At 59.6% G+C, this 19,170-nt stretch carries 12 protein-coding genes; 9 read left to right on the top strand and 3 right to left on the bottom strand.

Features of this window, described 5'->3' with window-relative positions:
• Positions 1-174: 174 nt before the first annotated feature.
• A complete protein-coding gene (locus NWV16_RS23580; protein ID WP_114885453.1) occupies positions 175-804 on the top strand; it encodes a LysE family translocator in 630 nt (209 codons plus the stop codon).
• Here NWV16_RS23580 and NWV16_RS23575 read toward each other — a convergent pair.
• Entirely contained in the window at positions 788-1,561 is a 774-nt protein-coding gene (locus NWV16_RS23575; protein ID WP_260520956.1) for a helix-turn-helix domain-containing protein, read from the bottom strand. The genes NWV16_RS23580 and NWV16_RS23575 overlap by 17 nt on opposite strands.
• 96 nt (positions 1,562-1,657) lie before the next feature.
• Here NWV16_RS23575 and NWV16_RS23570 point away from each other — a divergent pair, with 96 nt between their 5' ends.
• The 5 genes from NWV16_RS23570 to NWV16_RS23550 all read left to right on the top strand — a co-directional run bounded on the left by NWV16_RS23570 (position 1,658) and on the right by NWV16_RS23550 (position 11,179).
• Entirely contained in the window at positions 1,658-2,842 is a 1,185-nt protein-coding gene (locus tag NWV16_RS23570; protein ID WP_260520955.1) for an MFS transporter, read from the top strand.
• Positions 2,843-2,989: 147 nt separating this feature from the next.
• Entirely contained in the window at positions 2,990-4,672 is a 1,683-nt protein-coding gene (locus NWV16_RS23565) for a fatty acid--CoA ligase (RefSeq protein WP_260520954.1), read from the top strand.
• Positions 4,673-4,990: 318 nt separating this feature from the next.
• Positions 4,991-6,880 (top strand): DUF1302 domain-containing protein, encoded by a 1,890-nt coding sequence (locus NWV16_RS23560; protein ID WP_260520953.1) that lies wholly within the window; start codon positions 4,991-4,993, stop codon positions 6,878-6,880.
• A 27-nt stretch (positions 6,881-6,907) separates the two neighbouring features.
• The gene (locus NWV16_RS23555) at positions 6,908-8,272 is read left to right on the top strand and encodes a DUF1329 domain-containing protein (protein ID WP_260520952.1); all 1,365 of its coding nucleotides are present in this window, start codon (positions 6,908-6,910) and stop codon (positions 8,270-8,272) included.
• A 171-nt stretch (positions 8,273-8,443) separates the two neighbouring features.
• Positions 8,444-11,179 carry a LuxR C-terminal-related transcriptional regulator gene (locus tag NWV16_RS23550; protein ID WP_260520951.1) on the top strand — a complete coding sequence of 912 codons (2,736 nt, stop codon included), beginning with the start codon at positions 8,444-8,446 and terminating at the stop codon, positions 11,177-11,179.
• Positions 11,180-11,274: 95 nt separating this feature from the next.
• Here NWV16_RS23550 and NWV16_RS23545 read toward each other — a convergent pair whose 3' ends face one another.
• Positions 11,275-16,191 (bottom strand): M10 family metallopeptidase C-terminal domain-containing protein, encoded by a 4,917-nt coding sequence (locus NWV16_RS23545; RefSeq protein WP_260520950.1) that lies wholly within the window; start codon positions 16,189-16,191, stop codon positions 11,275-11,277.
• 202 nt (positions 16,192-16,393) lie between these two features.
• Between NWV16_RS23545 and NWV16_RS23540 the strand changes: the two genes are divergently transcribed.
• Both NWV16_RS23540 and NWV16_RS23535 read left to right on the top strand, forming a co-directional pair.
• On the top strand, positions 16,394-17,038 hold the full coding sequence (locus NWV16_RS23540) for an MBL fold metallo-hydrolase (protein ID WP_260520949.1): 645 nt from the start codon (positions 16,394-16,396) through the stop codon (positions 17,036-17,038).
• Between the two features lie 116 nt (positions 17,039-17,154).
• Positions 17,155-17,889, top strand: coding sequence for an OmpA family protein (locus NWV16_RS23535; RefSeq protein ID WP_065261680.1), 735 nt, complete (start codon positions 17,155-17,157; stop codon positions 17,887-17,889).
• A 67-nt stretch (positions 17,890-17,956) separates the two neighbouring features.
• Here the strand turns inward: NWV16_RS23535 and NWV16_RS23530 are convergent, their stop codons facing one another.
• Positions 17,957-18,391 carry a YhcB family protein gene (locus NWV16_RS23530; protein ID WP_039766275.1) on the bottom strand — a complete coding sequence of 145 codons (435 nt, stop codon included), beginning with the start codon at positions 18,389-18,391 and terminating at the stop codon, positions 17,957-17,959.
• Between the two features lie 144 nt (positions 18,392-18,535).
• Between NWV16_RS23530 and NWV16_RS23525 the strand changes: the two genes are divergently transcribed.
• Positions 18,536-19,165, top strand: coding sequence for an alpha/beta hydrolase (locus NWV16_RS23525; protein ID WP_260523579.1), 630 nt, complete (start codon positions 18,536-18,538; stop codon positions 19,163-19,165).
• The last annotated feature ends 5 nt before the right edge of the window (positions 19,166-19,170 follow it).

The raw sequence follows: 19,170 nt of genomic DNA, 5'->3' as shown, positions 1-19,170 counted from the left end.
GTACCTGTCGTGCTGTGAAGGGAAGGCGTAATCTGCCGAGCCTAACAGATGAAACCCCTGTGGGAGCGAGCCTGCTTGCGAGGCGTCGTCTCAGGCAACAACGATGTGGCTGACACATCGGCTTCGCGAGCAGGCTCGCTCCCACAGGAATGTAATGACCTCAAAGGAGCCCCCATGTACTGGACCGAGTTCTTGACCGTTGCACTGATCCACCTGCTGGCGGTTGCCAGCCCCGGCCCGGACTTTGCCGTGGTGGTGCGCGAGAGCGTGACCCACGGTCGCCGCGCCGGCACCTGGACGGCACTGGGCGTGGGCACGGCGATTTTCCTGCACGTCGGTTATTCGCTGCTGGGCATCGGGCTGATCGTTTCGCAATCGATCGTGTTGTTCAACGCCCTGAAATGGGCCGCCGCCGCTTACCTGCTGTACATCGGCTACAAGGCCTTGCGCGCGCAACCGGCCAAAACCGTGACCGACGATCTGCACAAAGAGGCCGGCGAACGCACCGCCCGTGGCGCGTTCACCTCAGGCTTCGTGACCAACGGACTGAACCCGAAAGCCACGCTGTTCTTCCTGTCGCTGTTCACCGTGGTGATCAACCCGCACACGCCGCTGGCAGTGCAGGCCGGTTACGGGATTTACCTGGCCGCTGCAACGGCAACCTGGTTCTGCCTGGTGGCGATGCTGTTCAGCCAGCAGCGCGTGCGCGCCGGTTTTGCCCGTATGGGCCACTGGTTCGATCGCACCATGGGCGCCGTGCTGATTGCCATTGGCGTGAAGCTCGCGTTCACCGAGATGCATTGATCGAGCTGAGCTGATTCAGGGCGTTGAGGTACTCCCGGGGATTGTCCCCGAGCAAACGGCGAAACATCGCGCTGAACGCCCGCGCGCTGCCATAACCCAGATCCCGCGCCACGCTCTGCACGCTGTCCCCGGCGAGCAGGCGGGGCAGGGCTTCCATCAGGCGCAGTTGCTGGCGCCAGGCATTGAAATTCATCTGCAATTGCTGCTGAAACAGCCTCGCCAGGGTGCGTGAGCTGGCCCCGACCTGCTGCGCCCAGTCTTCCAGGGTGTTGGGATGATCGGGCTCGCGCAGCAGCGCCAGGCAGATGTTTTGCAGGCGTCGATCGCTCGGCATCGGGATGTGCAACGGCAGGTTTTCGAGGCCGGCCAGTTCCTCCAGCATCAATTGCTGGATCAGCGGATTGTCGGCGTGGGGCGGGCCCTGCACCGCACGCAGGATCAATTCGCGCAGCAATGGCGTCACGGCCAGCACGCAACAGTGTTGCAGGCTGGCCGGGGACAGTTCGGGGGCGATGAACAACGAACGCATTTGCACATCCCCGGACATGAAGATCTCATGTCCCACCTGCGGCGGAATCCACACCGCGCGGCTCGGTGGAATGACCCACGCCCCTTGCGCCGTGACCACCCGCATGACGCCGCTCACCGCATACAGCAACTGCGCCTCGCGATGCAAATGCAGCGGCTGGTGTGCGCCGTCCAGGTAATCCCGGGGGTAGGCGCTCACCGGGCCGTGTTCGAAATGGCTGATCAACATGTCCGGTTCGCTGACTTGTATGGCAGGAATGCGCTTTTTCGCCAACTTAGCATAAGCGCTCACCCTCATCTGTTCACAACAAGAAAGCGTGCCGCGATGAATCAATCCAGAAATGTCATTCGCTACATCAACGCAGCTCATGTGATCGATCACATGTTCATGCTGATTTTTCCCGCTGCTGTCCTGGGCATGACCCAGGCCTTCGCCCTCGACTATGCCGCGCTGATCGGCCTGTCGCTGGGCGGCTTCATCGCGTTTGGCGCCTGTTCGCTACCGGCCGGCTGGCTCGGCGATCACTGGAGCCGACGACGGATGATGCTGGTGTTTTTCTTCGGTATCGGTGGTTCGGCAATCATCACCGGCCTCAGTAACAGCCCGACGTCGCTGGTCATCGGCCTGACCCTGATCGGCATTTTCGCCGCGATCTATCACCCGGTCGGCACGGCGATGCTGGTGGCCTACGCGCAGAATCGCGGTCGTGAAATCGGCATCAACGGCATGTGGGGCAATCTTGGCGTGGCGTTCTCGGCACTGATCACCGGTTTGCTGGTGGCGCAGTTCGGCTGGCGTTCGGCGTTTCTGATTCCGGGGGCCGTGGCCATCGTACTGGGGATCGGTTTTGCCTTGCAGGTGCGTGAGGAACCGATCCCCAAACGCCCGCACACTGCGCTCAAGAGCGCCGCCGGCCAGCGCATTTCGATGGTCATGGTGTTCGGCGTACTGGCTTTGGCCACCGCCACCGGCGGTGTGGTATTCAACGCCACCACCATGACCTATCCCAAATTGTTTCAGGAGCGCTTGCATGACTTGTTCGCCTCGCCGCAGACCCTGGGCGTGGTGGTGAGCCTGGCGTATGCGTTCGGTGCGGTGGCGCAACTGAGCATCGGACAGCTGTTGCACCGGGTCAGCCTGAAATGGCCATTTGTCGTGCTGACGCTGTTTCAGGCGCCACTGCTGTATGCCATGGCTTATGTCGAGGGCTGGGCGGTGATCGCGCTCGGTGCGGCGTTCATGTTCGTGGTGTTCGGTCAGGTGACGGTTAATGACTCGATGGTTGCCAATTTCGTTGCGCCGCACTGGCAATCCCGAGTGTTTGCCTTGCGTTACTGTTTATCGTTCGGTGCCAGTGCGACAGCGATTCCGCTGATTGCCTATGTTGAACCGCGCCATGGTTTTGTGGGGCTTTACCTGATTCTGGCGGGTTTTGGCGCTTTGACTTTCCTCGCTGCGGCGGTTTTCCCGCGCACGCCTTCCGAAGCGGCTGTAGGGCAAACGGCCTGACCGGTGAAGAAATCCGACAAATGCTGGCGCAAAGCTAGCATTTGTACGGCTCTGCAAATCATTCCTTTGGCTGATTTGGCTGGCGTATAAGGGTTCTAGAGTACAGAACTCCAATGCCAACACCGTGCAGTCAGAAAAGGGATTCTTATGTTGCAGACTCGCGTTATTCCGCCCGCCGAAGGGGCCTACCAGTATCCATTGCTGATTAAACGGCTGCTGATGTCGGGCGCCCGTTACGAGAAAACCCGCGAGATCATTTACCGTGACCAGTTGCGCTACAGCTACCCGACACTGATCGAGCGGGTCGCGCGATTGGCCAACGTTCTGACGGCCGCCGGTGTGAAGGCCGGCGACACCGTGGCGGTGATGGACTGGGACAGCCATCGCTATCTGGAATGCATGTTTGCCATTCCGATGATTGGCGCGGTGATTCACACCATCAACGTGCGCCTGTCGCCGGAACAGATCCTCTACACCATGAACCACGCCGAGGACCGCTTCGTGCTGGTCAACAGCGAGTTCGTCGGACTGTACCAGGCCATTGCGCCGCACCTGACCACGGTGGAGAAAACCCTGCTGCTGACTGATCTGCCGGAAAAAACCGCGGACCTGCCGAATCTGGTCGGCGAGTACGAACAACTGCTGGCGGCCGCGAACCCGCAATACGACTTCCAGGATTTCGACGAAAACTCGGTTGCCACCACCTTCTACACCACAGGCACCACCGGCAATCCGAAGGGGGTGTATTTCACCCATCGGCAACTGGTACTGCACACCATGGGCGTGTCGACCATCATGGGTGCCATCGACAGCGTGCGGCTGCTGGGTACCAACGATGTGTACATGCCGATCACCCCGATGTTCCACGTACATGCCTGGGGCCTGCCGTATGTGGCGACCATGCTCGGGCTCAAGCAGGTTTATCCGGGCCGCTACGACCCGGAATTCCTCGTCGAGCTGTGGCGCAAGGAGAAGGTCACGTTCTCCCACTGCGTGCCGACCATCCTGCAGATGGTGCTCAACGCCAAGGGCGCGCAGGGCACCGACTTCGGCGGCTGGAAAATCGTCATCGGCGGAAGTGCGCTCAATCGTTCACTTTATGAGGCGGCCAAGGCGCGGGGCATCCAGCTCACGGCGGCGTATGGCATGTCGGAAACCGGGCCGCTGGTTTCCTGCGCACACCTCAACGACGAGTTGATGGCAGGCACCGAAGACGAACGCACCACCTACCGGATCAAGGCCGGCGTGCCGGGGCCGCTGGTCGAAGCGGCCATCGTCGATGGAGACGGCAACTTCCTGCCCGCCGACGGCGAAACCCAGGGCGAGCTGGTGCTGCGTGCGCCGTGGCTGACCGAGGGCTATTTCAACGAACCGCAGAAGGGCGCCGAGCTGTGGGCCGGTGGCTGGCTGCATACCGGCGACGTGGCGACGCTGGACGGCATGGGGGTGATCGACATCCGCGACCGGATCAAGGACGTGATCAAGACCGGCGGCGAATGGATTTCCTCGCTGGACCTCGAAGACCTGATCAGCCGTCACGCCGCGGTACGTGAAGTAGCAGTGGTGGGGATCGCCGACCCGCAATGGGGCGAGCGTCCGTTTGCCCTGCTGGTTGTCCGTGAAGGGCACACCATCGGGGCCCGGGAGCTCAAGGAACACCTCAAGCCGTTCGTCGAACTGGGGCACCTGAGCAAGTGGGCGATTCCGAGCCAGATCGCCCTTGTTACGGAAATTCCCAAGACCAGCGTCGGCAAGCTCGACAAGAAGCGCATCCGCCTCGACATCACCGAATGGCAGGCCAACAACAGCACCTTTCTCTCGACGCTCTGAGCGTCCTGCGGCGCGCCGAAAACGGCGCGCCAGCCCCACCAAGCAAGCGCTAGGCTTGTGAAATCGGAAAAATCAGCCATCCTTGCCGGGCCGACATGTGTCGGACTGGCGTAAGGACTGTTCCAGAGTGGCCGGCCACTGCAAATCACACTTTAGAGGGATCAAGCAGTACCCCCTGCTGGCTATAGTCCGTCAAGGATTTTTAAGAACGGGGCAATGCAACATTGAAGCGATTTCGGGAAGCTCCTGGCACCCGGTCCTTCAGGCGTTTTTAAAAGTACTCACTGCCATAACAATAATGCACATGGAGTAGCGTCGATGACCTCAGTAAACCAGTTCTGGCGCCGGGCGAAACTGCCTCTGGCGGTCAGTCTTGCCTCCACGCTCGCCGGACCCGCATTCGGCGTCAGCTTCAATGTCGGTGAAATCGAAGGCCAGTTCGACTCCGCGCTCTCCCTGGGCATGAGCGTTTCGACCCAGCAGCCGAACAAGGACCTGATTGGTGTCAACAACGGTGGCCGGGGCCTGTCCCAGACCTCCGACGACGGTCACTTGAACTTCAAGAGCGGGCAAGCGTTCTCGAAGATCTTCAAGGGCATCCATGACCTCGAACTGAAATATGGCGATACCGGTGTCTTCGTCCGGGGCAAGTACTGGTACGACTTTGCGCTGCAGAACCAGGACCTGGAATACAAGGACGTCAGCAATCACAACCGCGACGTGGCAGCCCGTTCTTCGGGTGGCCAGATCCTCGACGCCTTCATCTACCACAACTACGCCATTGCCGATGAGCCGGGCTCGGTGCGTCTGGGCAAGCAGGTGGTGAACTGGGGTGAAAGCACCTTCATCGGTGGCGGAATCAACTCGATCAACCCGATCGACGTATCTGCATTCCGCCGTCCGGGCGCCGAGATCAAGGAAGGCCTGATCCCGGTCAACATGTTCTACCTGTCCCAGAGCATCACCGAAAACCTGTCGGCCGAAGGCTTCTACCAGATCGACTGGCAGAAGACCGTGACCGACAACTGCGGCACCTTCTTCTCCCAGCCCGACATCGTCACCACCGGTTGCGACGACAACCTGCGTGTGCTGAACAAGCGCTCGACCATTCCAGGTGTTGCCCTCGGCCCGTTGGCTGCCGCCGGTGTCGATGTCAACGAGGAAGGCGTGCTGGTGCGCCGCTCACCGAACCGCAATGCGCGGGACAGCGGGCAGTGGGGCGTGTCCGCCAAGTACATGTTCGATCCGCTGGCCACCGAGTTCGGTGCCTACTTCATGAACTACCACAGCCGTGCGCCGATCTTCAGCGCAACCGGTGCGCCACAGTCGATCTATAACGGCGTCAAGGCACTCCCGGGTCCATTCCAGGCCTTGGGGCCGCTGGTGGTGGCGGGGAACTCCGAGTATTTCATCGAGTATCCGGAGGACATTCGTCTCTACGGCCTGAGCTTCTCCACCACCCTGCCTACCGGTACGGCGTGGAGTGGTGAGATCAGCTACCGCCCGAACGCGCCGGTGCAACTGAACTCCACCGACATCCTGTTCGCCGGTGTGCGTCCGCTGGGCGGTGCTCTGACCAACGCTTCGATCCTCAACGGTGTTCCGGGGCAGGACCTGCACGGATACAACCGCAAGGAAATCACTCAACTGCAGACCACCCTGACGCACTTCTTCGATCAGGTCATGGGCGCCAACCGCCTGACCCTGGTGGGTGAAGTCGGCGTGACCCACGTCGGCGGGCTGGAAAGCAAGTCCGAGGCCCGTTACGGTCGCGATCCGGTCTTCGGTCCGGGTGAACTGCCATCCACCAATGGCCTCAATACCTGCTCGCAGATCCTCAACACCTCGACCATCAACGGTGCCGGCCCTGGCGCATCGACCAGCAACCGTTCCAGCAACTGTGACAACAACGGTTTCACCACCGCCACATCCTGGGGCTATCGCGCTCGCGCCATCTGGGATTACAGCGACGTGTTCGCCGGTGTGAACCTGAAGCCGAACGTGGCCTGGTCCCACGACGTCAAGGGTTACTCCCCGGGCCCGGGCGGCAACTTCGAGGAAGGTCGCAAGGCCATCAGCCTCGGTCTGGATGCCGAATACCAGAACACCTACACCGCAAGCCTGGCTTACACCAACTTCTTTGGTGGCGAATACAGCACGGTGGATGATCGCGACTTCGTTGCCCTCAGTGTTGGCGTGAACTTCTAAGTACAGTTTTTCAGGACGAACAAACCTATGAAAATAACAAAGAATCTGTTCCACGCCGGTGTTCTGGGTCTTTCGCTGCTGGCCACCAGCGTGATGGCGGCGGTACCGGCCGCCGAAGCCGACAAACTGGGCAAAAGTTTGACCCCGATGGGCGCCGAAATGGCGGGCAACGCCGATGGTTCGATCCCGGCCTGGAAGCCGCTGGCGAAGAACGCCGGCACCGTCGACAGCAAGGGCTTCCTGTCCGACCCGTACGCCAGTGAAAAGCCGCTGTTCACCATCACGGCGCAAAACGTCGACCAGTACAAGGACAAGCTTGCACCGGGTCAGTACGCGATGTTCAAGCGCTACCCGGATACCTTCAAGATGCCGGTCTATCCGTCCCATCGCGGTGCCACCGTACCGGATGACGTGTTCGCCGCGATCAGGAAGAACGCCACGACCACCACGCTGGTGGCCGGCGGCAACGGCCTGGAAAACTTCCAGACCGCCATCCCGTTCCCGATCCCGAAAGACGGTCTGGAAGTCATCTGGAACCACATCACCCGCTATCGCGGTGGCAGCGTGACCCGTCTGGTGACCCAGGCGACGCCCCAGGCCAATGGCTCGTACAGCCTGGTGTACTTCCAGGACCAGTTCGTGTTCCGCGACAAAATGAAGGATTACGATCCGGCCAATCCGGGCAACGTGTTGTTCTACTTCAAGCAGAAAGTGACCGCGCCGGCCCGTCTGGCAGGGACCGTGCTGCTGGTGCACGAGACCCTCGACCAGGTGAAGGAACCGCGCAAGGCATGGGTCTATGCGACCGGTCAGCGCCGTGTGCGTCAGGCACCGCAAGTGTCCTATGACGGTCCGGGTACTGCCGCTGACGGTCTGCGTACCTCCGATAACCTGGACATGTACAACGGCGCCCCGGATCGCTATGACTGGAAGCTCGAAGGCAAAAAAGAGATGTACATTGCCAACAACAGCTACAAGATCGATTCGCCGAACCTGAAGTACGCCGACATCCTCAAGGCCGGCCACATCAACCAGGACCTGACTCGCTACGAGCTGCGTCGCGTCTGGCATGTGGTGGCAACCTTGAAGCCGGGTCAGCGTCACATCTACGCCAAACGTGACTTCTTCATCGATGAAGATACCTGGCAGGCAGCGGTCATCGACCACTACGACGGTCGTGGTCAGCTGTGGCGCGTCGCCGAGGCCCATGCCGAGGACTACTACGACAAGCAAGTGCCGTGGTACGCGCTGGAAACCCTGTACGACCTGCAATCGGGCCGTTACCTGGCACTGGGCATGAAGAACGAAGAGAAACAGGCTTATGACTTCGGCTTCTCTGCCAGCAAAAGCGAATTCCAGCCGGGCAACCTGGGCCAGGACGGTATCCGCTAAGCTTTGACCCGAGGCCGCATCCTCGAAAAAAACGCCCCGACCGGTTCGGGGCGTTTTTTTTGCGTGGTGATTTTGTAGCCATTTGTAGCAACAACTTCATATGCACGCCGTTTAAGGCTAGTCTGCGGACATCTGCTACGCCGCCAACAGCCATTCGAACAAGAGCCGGCCATGACTGATCTGTCCCCGCTTCCGGGTCCTGCAAGCGTTGCCGTCACGGCATTGGACGGGCGTTTTTTTCGCCCTCCGTTGCCTGATGGTCATGTATTGCGACCACGTCTGTGTGAGCGCCTGCAAGCCGGGCTGGGTGGGCGTCTGTTGCTGGTCTGCGCCCCGGCGGGGTTCGGCAAGAGCTCGCTGGCCGTGGAGTTCTGTCAAAGTCTGCCGGGACACTGGCAAAGCCTGTGGCTGGGACTGAGCGCCCGGGACAGCGACCCGGGGCGATTTCTCGAGCGTCTGCTCGAAGGCCTGCAGGCTTACTTCCCGGGACTCGGCAGCCGCGCACTCGGGCTGCTGAAAATGCGCCAGCGTCATCAGCCGTTCGCCTTCGAGGAATGGCTCGATGGCCTGCTCGATGAGTTGGCACTGCACCTGCAACCGACCTCGCCGCTGTTATTGGTACTGGACGACTACCACCTTGCCCAAGGGCCGGTACTCGATCGCTGCCTGCAATTTTTCCTCAATCACTTGCCGGATGGTTTGCTGGTCATGGTCACCAGCCGTCAGCGGCCGGACTGGCATCTCGCCCGCCTGCGGTTATCGCGACAGTTGCTGGAACTGCATGAGCAGGATTTGCGCCTGACTCACGACGAAGCCCTGACCCTGCTCGATCGCCACAGCAGCTCGCTACGCGGCGAGGCCCTGGAAAACCTGATCCAGCGCAGTGAAGGCTGGGTCGCCGGTTTGCGTTTCTGGCTGCTGGCGGTGGCCGAGGCTGGAAGCGAGGCGGCGTTGCCTCAGGCCTTGAACAGCGGGGAAGGGTTGATCCGCGATTACCTGCTCGAAGAGGTCATCGATTGCCTGCCGGCCGAGGTGCAGGCGTTCCTCTACGACACCGCGCCGCAGGAACGTTTTTGCAGCGAGCTGTGCGATGCGGTGCGCGAATCTCACGACAGCGCCGAGATTCTGCGCTTCCTGTTGGCGCATCAGGTGTTTCTGGTGCCGCTGGACGAGCATGGGCACTGGTATCGCTATCACCATCTGTTTTCCGATCTGTTGCGCAGTCGGCCAATCGCTCGGGCGGTGGTTCCTGTCGCTACGCTGCACCTGCGTGCCTGTCGCTGGTTCAATGCTCAGGGCTTGCTGGACGAGGCCGTGGAACAGGCGCTGCGTGCAGGGCATCTGGATGTGGCGGCGAACCTGGTACAGAACCTGTCCGAGGAACAACTGCTGGCCGAGCAGAATGTCGGCATGTTGCTGCGCTGGAAAATGGACTTGCCCGATAGCCTGCTGATCAGCACGCCGCGCCTGATCGTGTTGTACAGCTGGGCGCTGGGGCTGGCATGCCAGCTCGATGCGGCCGAGGAGCTGGCCAGTCACCTGAGCCGGTTTCTGCCGGCGCCGTCGGCTACCGCACAGAAATCCATGCTGGCCCAATGGCTGGCGCTCAAAGGCATCATCGCCCGTGGCCGAGGGCATCGCGAACAGACCATCGAATATTGCAGCGAAGCACTGGAGAGCCTGCCGGCCAAGCGTTATGGCCAGCGTCTGATGTGCCTGTCGACCTTGTCCAACCTGGCGATTGCCGATGGTGATCTGTGGCGTGCACGAGGCTTGAACCGAGAATCTCTGGAGCTGGCGCAGCGGGTCGGCAATCCGCTGTTCGAGGCACTGGCCCACTACGACCGCGCCCGGGTCTTGCAAGCGCGCGGGGAAATTGTGCGCTCGCTCGATGAAGTGCAACAGGGCCTTGAGCGCCTGCGCGGATTATCGGCCCAGCGCTTGTATGCCGTGCGTGCACGGCTGACGCTGTACGAGGGATTTCTGTTGGCTATGCGCTTGCAGCCCGAAGCGGCGCGCCAGCGATTACAGGCGGGTTTGAGCGAAGCACGGGCCTGTCGGGATATCAGCGTGTTGATCGGCCATTGCGTTATCGCTCGACTTGATGGCAGCAGCGGCGACTGCGCAAGGGCCTTTGCCGAGCTGGCCGAAGCCGAGCGTCTGATGCACATCTGGGACGTTCCGCCGATCTACTATCTGGCGATGATTACGTTGGTCAAATGCGAGCTGTGGCTGGCACAGGGGCGGATTGACCTGGCCGAGGCCTGGCTGGCACGGCTGGGGCAGACTTACACGGGGGAACGGGCTGCAGCTCCGCCGGAATTTCATCCGCAGTTGCCGTTGCACGTCGAACTGCAACGGGCGTTACTGGACGTTATACAGGGACAACCGATGCTCGCTGAGGGGCGGCTGAACGCGCTGCTGGAGAATGGCCAACAAACTGGACGACAGCTACTCAGCGTGATGGCGCTGACGCAAAAAGTGGCATTGCTGTTGGCGGGTGGGCGCGAAGCTGAAGCCCGAAAGGCGTTGAGTCAGGCACTGGAGGCGGCTACCGGCGGTGTCCTGCAACCCTTCGACGCGCTGGTCAGGGAACATGCGGACTGGCTGCGCGGGCAATTGTCGCTGACTGCACCGACAGCTGTCGGTCAGCAATTGCTGGAGCACTTTCCGCAGGCGCCGGCTCGCTCCATTGTGGAGTCTGCCGCCACTGAACAGCTCAGCAGCCGGGAGCTCGCCGTCTTGCGGTTGATTGCCCAAGGTTGCTCGAATCAGGAAATCAGCGAGCAACTGTTCATCTCGTTGCACACGGTGAAAACCCATGCCAGCCATATCAACAGTAAGCTTGGCGTCGAGCGGCGCACCCAGGCGGTTGCGCGGGCCAAGGCGATGGGCGTCTTGACTTAGAGCGTAGCTCCAACCGGCACAAACAAAAAAGCCCCGAATCAATCGGGGCGTTTTTTTGTCTGTGCCCGGCCTGGGGGCAGGCCGGGAAGATCGAGTCAGGCTACCAGGTCGTTGGCGCTGAAGCTGTTTACACCTACCAGTTGGATTTCGAAATCCGCACCGGCGTTGCCACTTACGTTGCCCGACAATACGTGATCGACGAAGCGCAGTTGACCCGCGCCGGTGAACTGGGCAGATCCGATGAAAGAGAAACTGTTGAGGCCACTCTGCTGCAAGTTGGCATCGAACATTCTCAAGTCGATTTTGTCGCCTTGCAGGCTGCTGAAATCGGTGATGATGTCACGCAGGCTGCCCACACCCGTTTCACTCCACGTGCTGTACATAAACACGTCTGCGCCATTGCCACCTGTCATGGTGTCTACTCCGAATCCACCTATCAGTGTGTCGTTGCCGTCTCCGCCGTTGAGTTGATTATTACCGGCATTGCCGGTCATACGATTGTTCAGTTCATTGCCCACGCCATTGATGTTTGCATTACCGGTGAGAATTATGTTCTCCAGGTTGGCACCCAGCGTGTAGTCGATGGAGGTAAAGACCCGATCGAGATCGGTGAGCGAGGTACTGGTCTCGATCACCACATCGCCGATGTTGTCGACGTAGTAGGTGTCGCTGCCATCACCGCCGATCATGGTGTCGGCGCCGGCCTTGCCATCGAGGAAGTTGTTGCCGGCGTTGCCGGTCAGCACATTGTTCAGCTCATTGCCGTTGCCATTGAGGTTGGCGTTGCCCAGCAGGGCCAGGTTCTCCACGTTGGTGGCCAGGGTGTAATCGATGGAGGAGAAGACCCGGTCAATGTCGGTGAGCGAGGCTTCGAGTTCGATGACCTGATCGCCGACGTTGTCGACGTAGTAAGTGTCGCTGCCGCCGTTGCCGATCATGATGTCGGCGCCACCCTTGCCGTCGAAGACGTTGTCGCCGGCGTTGCCGGTCATGCGGTTGTTCAGCTCGTTGCCGGTGCCGTTGATGTTGCCGTTGCCGCTGAGCAGGATGTTCTCCAGGTTGGCGCCCAGGGTGTAGTCGATGGAGGTAAAGACCCGATCGAGATCGGTGAGCGAGGTACTGGTCTCGATCACCACATCGCCGATGTTGTCGACGTAGTAGGTGTCGCTGCCATCACCGCCGATCATGGTGTCGGCGCCGGCCTTGCCATCGAGGAAGTCATTGCCGGCATTGCCGGTGAGAATGTTGTTGCCGGCGTTGCCGGTCAGCACATTGTTCAGCTCATTGCCGTTGCCATTGAGGTTGGCGCTGCCCAGCAGGGTCAGGTTCTCGACATTGGTGCCAAGGGTGTAGTCAATGGACGAAAACACTTGGTCAACATCGGTGAGCGAGGCTTCGAGTTCGATGACCTGATCGCCGACGTTGTCGACATAGTAAGTGTCGCTGCCACCGTTGCCGATCATGATGTCGGCGCCACCCTTGCCGTCGAAGACGTTGTTGCCGGCGTTGCCGGTCATGCGGTTGTTCAGCTCGTTGCCGGTGCCGTTGATGTTGCCGTTGCCGCTGAGCAGGATGTTCTCCAGGTTGGCGCCCAGGGTGTAGTCGATGGAGGTAAAGACCCGATCGAGATCGGTGAGCGAGGTACTGGTCTCGATCACCACATCGCCGATGTTGTCGACGTAGTAGGTGTCGCTGCCATCACCGCCGATCATGGTGTCGGCGCCGGCCTTGCCATCGAGGAAGTTGTTGCCGGCGTTGCCGGTCAGCACATTGTTCAGCTCATTGCCGTTGCCATTGAGGTTGGCGTTGCCCAGCAGGGCCAGGTTCTCCACGTTGGTGGCCAGGGTGTAATCGATGGAGGAGAAGACCCGGTCAATGTCGGTGAGCGAGGCTTCGAGTTCGATGACCTGATCGCCGACGTTGTCGACGTAGTAAGTGTCGCTGCCGCCGTTGCCGATCATGATGTCGGCGCCACCCTTGCCGTCGAAGACGTTGTCGCCGGCGTTGCCGGTCATGCGGTTGTTCAGCTCGTTGCCGGTGCCGTTGATGTTGCCGTTGCCGCTGAGGAGGATGTTCTCCAGGTTGGCGCCCAGGGTGTAGTCGATGAAGGTGTACACCCGGTCGAGATCGGTGAGCGAGGTACTGGTCTCGATCACCACATCGCCGATGTTGTCGACGTAGTAGGTGTCGCTGCCATCACCGCCGATCATGGTGTCGGCGCCGGCCTTGCCATCGAGGAAGTCATTGCCGGCATTGCCGGTGAGAATGTTGTTGCCGGCGTTGCCGGTCAGCACATTGTTCAGCTCATTGCCGTTGCCATTGAGGTTGGCGCTGCCCAGCAGGGTCAGGTTCTCGACATTGGTGCCAAGGGTGTAGTCAATGGACGAAAACACTTGGTCAACATCGGTGAGCGAGGCTTCGAGTTCGATGACCTGATCGCCGACGTTGTCGACATAGTAAGTGTCGCTGCCACCGTTGCCGATCATGATGTCGGCGCCACCCTTGCCGTCGAAGACGTTGTTGCCGGCGTTGCCGGTCATGCGGTTGTTCAGCTCGTTGCCGGTGCCGTTGATGTTGCCGTTGCCGCTGAGCAGGATGTTCTCCAGGTTGGCGCCCAGGGTGTAGTCGATGGAGGTAAAGACCCGGTCGAGATCGGTGAGCGAGGTACTGGTCTCGATCACCACATCGCCGATGTTGTCGACGTAGTAGGTGTCGCTGCCATCACCGCCGATCATGGTGTCGGCGCCGGCCTTGCCATCGAGGAAGTTGTTGCCGGCGTTGCCGGTCAGCACATTGTTCAGCTCATTGCCGTTGCCATTGAGGTTGGCGTTGCCCAGCAGGGCCAGGTTCTCCACGTTGGTGGCCAGGGTGTAATCGATGGAGGAGAAGACCCGGTCAATGTCGGTGAGCGAGGCTTCGAGTTCGATGACCTGATCGCCGACGTTGTCGACGTAGTAAGTGTCGCTGCCGCCGTTGCCGATCATGATGTCGGCGCCACCCTTGCCGTCGAAGACGTTGTCGCCGGCGTTGCCGGTCATGCGGTTGTTCAGCTCGTTGCCGGTGCCGTTGATGTTGCCGTTGCCGCTGAGCAGGATGTTCTCCAGGTTGGCGCCCAGGGTGTAGTCGATGGAGGTAAAGACCCGATCGAGATCGGTGAGCGAGGTACTGGTCTCGATCACCACATCGCCGATGTTGTCGACGTAGTAGGTGTCGCTGCCATCACCGCCGATCATGGTGTCGGCGCCGGCCTTGCCATCGAGGAAGTCATTGCCGGCATTGCCGGTGAGAATGTTGTTGCCGGCGTTGCCGGTCAGCACATTGTTCAGCTCATTGCCGTTGCCATTGAGGTTGGCGCTGCCCAGCAGGGTCAGGTTCTCGACATTGGTGCCAAGGGTGTAGTCAATGGACGAAAACACTTGGTCAACATCGGTGAGCGAGGCTTCGAGTTCGATGACCTGATCGCCGACGTTGTCGACATAGTAAGTGTCGCTGCCACCGTTGCCGATCATGATGTCGGCGCCACCCTTGCCGTCGAAGACGTTGTTGCCGGCGTTGCCGGTCATGCGGTTGTTCAGCTCGTTGCCGGTGCCGTTGATGTTGCCGTTGCCGCTGAGCAGGATGTTCTCCAGGTTGGCGCCCAGGGTGTAGTCGATGAAGGTGTACACCCGGTCGAGATCGGTGAGCGAGGTACTGGTCTCGATCACCACATCGCTGACGTTGTCGACATAGTAGGTGTCGCTGCCATCACCGCCGATCATGGTGTCGGCGCCGGCCTTGCCGTCGAGGAAGTCATTGCCGGCATTGCCGGTGAGAATGTTGTTGCCGGCGTTACCAGTCAGAATGTTATTCAGATCGTTGCCGGTACCGTTGAGATTGCCTGAGTCTGTCAGCGTCAGGTTCTCGATGTTGGCGCCCAACGTGAAATCGACGCTGGAGAAAACCCAATCGGTATCGCTGAGCGAAGTACTTGTTTCGGTGACAACGTCACCGATGTTGTCAACGTAATAGATATCGCTACCATCACCGCCATCCATCGTATCGGCCCCGGCACCACCATAGAGCGAATTGTTGAGCGCATTACCGACCAGCGAGTCGTTGAACTGCGACCCAATGGCGTTTTCAATCTTGGCTCCATAGGCGATGGCGAGCCCGTTATTGATGGCGGTCTGGTTGTTCAGATTGGTGAACGACTTGCCAATCTGGCTATAGGCCCCTTCATTCAGGTCGATGCTGACAGCTGCCAGCTGGTTGCTTGCATCGATGGTGTCGTTACCGCCTGCATCCCAAATGGTCTCGAAGATCGATTGGTTTGCATCCCATTTGTACACATTGTCGCCGGTCTGCCAAAGCATGTTAACGCCGTACAGGCTCTGAATCGCGACGATATCGAGCACCATGGGAGTAGTGGGCTGGTAGGAATAGTTACTGTTGTAACTCATCACCGTGAAATGGACATCGTCCAGTGAGGGATCCAGCAGCGTGCTGTTGGTTGCACTGAAATCGAATGGGTGTTTGAGGCCCAGGGCATGACCGATTTCATGCACAAACGTCAAGAAGTCATAAGTGCCTTTGGATGGATTGGGGTCATTTGTCTGCGGACCTATCCATACGTCACCGCCAGCAGGGCTGTTGGCCGGAAAGTAGGCCCAGGCAGCGGTTTTGTCATCCATCAAGCGATAACCACCGAAGCGCAAATCACCGACGTTGTTCAGGGTATCGCTGGTCAAGGTGAAGTTCAGATTGGCGACAGCACTCCACGTGTTAAGTGCATTGATCGCTGCTGTCTTTTGACCTTGTGTCAGTTCATACAGTGCATTGTATTCGTTGTCAGGGCTGTAGTTGATGGCGAAATAAGAAGTGCCGGGCGCCATGAAGCTATAGCTGAGATTGGTCGGCCCGAGCGGCTTCCAGTTGGAGCCAAACCAGTATGTTCCGGAAATAATACTGTCGACCTTGGCGTTGCCGGTCAGTGACGCTGGGAGGCTTAATGAATACGTCTTGGGCGTTGGCATGCGGGATTTCCTGGGTGCGCTGCGGCCCTTCCTGGATACGACCGCTACAAAAAATGCGATTTTGCACCAGAAACAATGCATTTGACATCATTGGGCCACTATCTTTCTGATTAATGGCGTCAAATTACTGTCCGGGCGATCTATATCGGCATGTGAAGTAGAATCCTGAAGCAAGCCCACTTGCCGTTTGTCCAGGATCTCTATGTCCGTTTCCAGCCCCGTGCTTATCCGAGAAACCTTCCCCGTCGGTCCTTTGCAGTGCAACTGCACCATCATCGGAGACCCAATCACCAAAAAAGCCATCGTCGTCGATCCGGGAGGCAATCCCGATCTGATTATGGCGCGCCTCGATGCACTGGGTCTGAAAGTGGTGAGCATCATCCACACCCATGCGCATCTCGATCATTTTCTCGCCTCCGGTCAGATGAAGGAGAAAACCGGTGCAACCCTGCACCTGCATAAAGAAGATCAATTCCTGTGGGACAACCTGGAGATGCAATGCCAGATGTTCGGTGTGCCTTATACCCCGGTGCCATCACCGGATCGCTGGCTCAGCGATGATGAAGAGCTGGCCTGCGGCTGCGGCGTGGCGCTGCACACGCCGGGGCATACACCCGGTTCCATGAGCTTTTGGTTTTCCGAGGCTAAGCTGTTGATTGCCGGTGACACATTGTTCCGGCGCGGAGTAGGGCGCACGGATTTGTGGGGCGGCGATCAGGCGACCATCGTGCGATCGATCAAGCAGCGGCTGTACACATTGGACGAGGACGCGACCGTTGTGGCCGGACATGGCCCGGACACGCGTCTGGGTGATGAAATGCGGGAAAATCCGTTCGTGCGCGCCTAAACATTTTGTCACGAGTGCCCGGCGGAATTTTTGTGCATTGTCATGATCCAACGCCCGCAATGGTCCATTGCCAAACCGCCGTTGCACCACAGAATGCAGAAAAGTAGGAGCTCTCCATGTTCACCACGCGTCGTTTGATTATTGTCGCTACTGCCGTGGCCGTTTTGTCCGGCTGCGCCTCGCCCAACCCGTATGACAATCAGGGTCAGGCTGACGGTGGCTCCCAGGGCATGAGCAAAACCGCCAAGTACGGTGGCCTGGGAGCACTGGCCGGCGCACTGGCCGGTGCCGCCATCGACCACAACAACCGCGGCAAGGGCGCCTTGATCGGCGCTGCCGTTGTCGGTGCTTCTGCTGCCGGTTACGGCTACTACGCCGACCAGCAGGAGAAAAAGCTGCGCGCCAGCATGGCCAACACCGGGGTTGAAGTGCAGCGTCAGGGCGATCAGATCAAGCTGATCATGCCGGGCAACATCACCTTCGCCACTGACTCGGCGAACATCGCGCCGAGCTTCTACCAACCGCTGAACAACCTGGCCAACTCGCTCAAGGAGTTCAACCAGAACCAGATCGAAATCGTCGGCTACACCGACAGCACTGGCAGCCGTCAGCACAACATGGACCTGTCCCAACGTCGTGCGCAGAGCGTGGCCACCTACCTGACTTCCCAGGGCGTCAGCGGTGCCAATCTGTCAGCCCGTGGCGCCGGCCCGGATAATCCGATCGCCAGCAACGGTGACGTCAATGGCCGGGCGCAGAACCGCCGCGTTGAAGTCAACCTTAAGGCGATCCCGGGTCAGCAATACGGTGGTCAGCAGCAACAACCAGGTACGGTTCAGCAGTATCCGTAACCGTCAGGTACAAAAAAGCCCCCGGACAAGTGATTGTCCGGGGGCTTTTTGTTGGTGCGAAGGCTGATTACTTCTTCAGGCCGTAATGCTCATCGAGCATGCCCGGCGAGTTCGGCGTCTTCGGCGCATAGTCGCGCGGCGGCTCCTGATCCCGTGGTGGCGTCAGGCGCTCCCGTGGGGCCTGTGCCGCTTCGGAGTGCAGAGAGGCCAGAAGACGCTGACGGGTCTGCTCATCCAGGGCCAGGCGATTGGCGCCCTCGGCGAGGTGATCCTGCACTTCCTGATAACTCTGGGTCAGTTTCTTGACCAGATTGGCGGTGCTGTTGAAGTGGGTCACCACTTCGTTCTGATAACTGTCGAAACGTTCCTGAATATCATCCAGTTGACGCTGTGTGCGGCTGGGCGCGGCGTTCGGCGCAACGCGGGCGATCAGGAAACCAATGGCGACACCCACAACCAGGGCAAGAGTCGGTAACAACCAAACTAAGAGCGAGTGTTCCACGAGTCCTTCCTCTATAAACGGCTTTGCTTTACGTTAACGGCTCGAACCTGCGCTGTATACCGCGATTCACTCGCAATAGACTGGCACAGACAATTTGCTAGACGAGTCGACCCGATCCGAGGTCACGGAGTTCCTTCCTTGCTGATGCGTGAAACCCCTGTAGTGATTGATGGCCCGGTGGGTCAACTTGAATCCTTGTATCTGGACAATGAGCAGCCACGCGGCATCGCGCTGATCTGTCATCCCAACCCGGTGCAGGGTGGCACCATGCTCAACAAGGTCGTTTCGACTCTGCAGCGCACCGCGCGCGACGCCGGCCTGATAACCCTGCGTTTCAACTACCGCGGTGTGGGTGCCAGCCAAGGCTCCCATGATATGGGCAGCGGTGAAGTCGATGACGCACTGGCCGCCGCCGAGTGGCTGCGGGAAAAACACCCGGATCTGCCGCTGACCCTGTTCGGTTTCTCCTTCGGTGGGTTTGTTGCAGCAAGTCTCGGCGGTCGTCTTGAAGCACAAGGTGTAGCGCTCAAGCATCTGTTCATGGTCGCGCCTGCGGTCATGCGCCTGGGCGATCAGGATCAGTTGCCGCAACAGGGCGAACTGACCGTGATCCAGCCGGAAACCGACGAAGTGATCGATCCACAGCTGGTCTACGAATGGTCCGACAAACTCCAGCGCCCCCATGAGCTGCTGAAAGTGGCAGAATGCGGACACTTTTTTCATGGCAAGCTGACCGATCTCAAGGATCTGATCCTGCCGCGTCTCTCGAATTGATTGCA

The organism is Pseudomonas sp. BW7P1, assembly GCF_024981055.1.
In the GTDB taxonomy this organism is placed as follows: Bacteria; Pseudomonadota; Gammaproteobacteria; order Pseudomonadales; family Pseudomonadaceae; genus Aquipseudomonas; species Aquipseudomonas bananamidigenes.
This window is presented reverse-complemented; position numbering and strand designations above follow the sequence as displayed.

Excerpts from the sequence above, each read along its gene's own strand:
- NWV16_RS23580 (WP_114885453.1), top strand. The coding sequence starts at position 175 with ATGTACTGGACCGAGTTCTTGACCGTTGCACTGATCCACCTGCTGGCG.
- NWV16_RS23550 (WP_260520951.1), top strand. The coding sequence starts at position 8,444 with ATGACTGATCTGTCCCCGCTTCCGGGTCCTGCAAGCGTTGCCGTCACG.
- NWV16_RS23575 (WP_260520956.1), bottom strand. The coding sequence starts at position 1,561 with ATGTTGATCAGCCATTTCGAACACGGCCCGGTGAGCGCCTACCCCCGG.
- NWV16_RS23570 (WP_260520955.1), top strand. The coding sequence starts at position 1,658 with ATGAATCAATCCAGAAATGTCATTCGCTACATCAACGCAGCTCATGTG.
- NWV16_RS23545 (WP_260520950.1), bottom strand. The coding sequence starts at position 16,191 with ATGCCAACGCCCAAGACGTATTCATTAAGCCTCCCAGCGTCACTGACC.
- NWV16_RS23525 (WP_260523579.1), top strand. The coding sequence starts at position 18,536 with ATGCGTGAAACCCCTGTAGTGATTGATGGCCCGGTGGGTCAACTTGAA.
- NWV16_RS23540 (WP_260520949.1), top strand. The coding sequence starts at position 16,394 with ATGTCCGTTTCCAGCCCCGTGCTTATCCGAGAAACCTTCCCCGTCGGT.
- NWV16_RS23560 (WP_260520953.1), top strand. The coding sequence starts at position 4,991 with ATGACCTCAGTAAACCAGTTCTGGCGCCGGGCGAAACTGCCTCTGGCG.
- NWV16_RS23555 (WP_260520952.1), top strand. The coding sequence starts at position 6,908 with ATGAAAATAACAAAGAATCTGTTCCACGCCGGTGTTCTGGGTCTTTCG.
- NWV16_RS23535 (WP_065261680.1), top strand. The coding sequence starts at position 17,155 with ATGTTCACCACGCGTCGTTTGATTATTGTCGCTACTGCCGTGGCCGTT.
- NWV16_RS23565 (WP_260520954.1), top strand. The coding sequence starts at position 2,990 with ATGTTGCAGACTCGCGTTATTCCGCCCGCCGAAGGGGCCTACCAGTAT.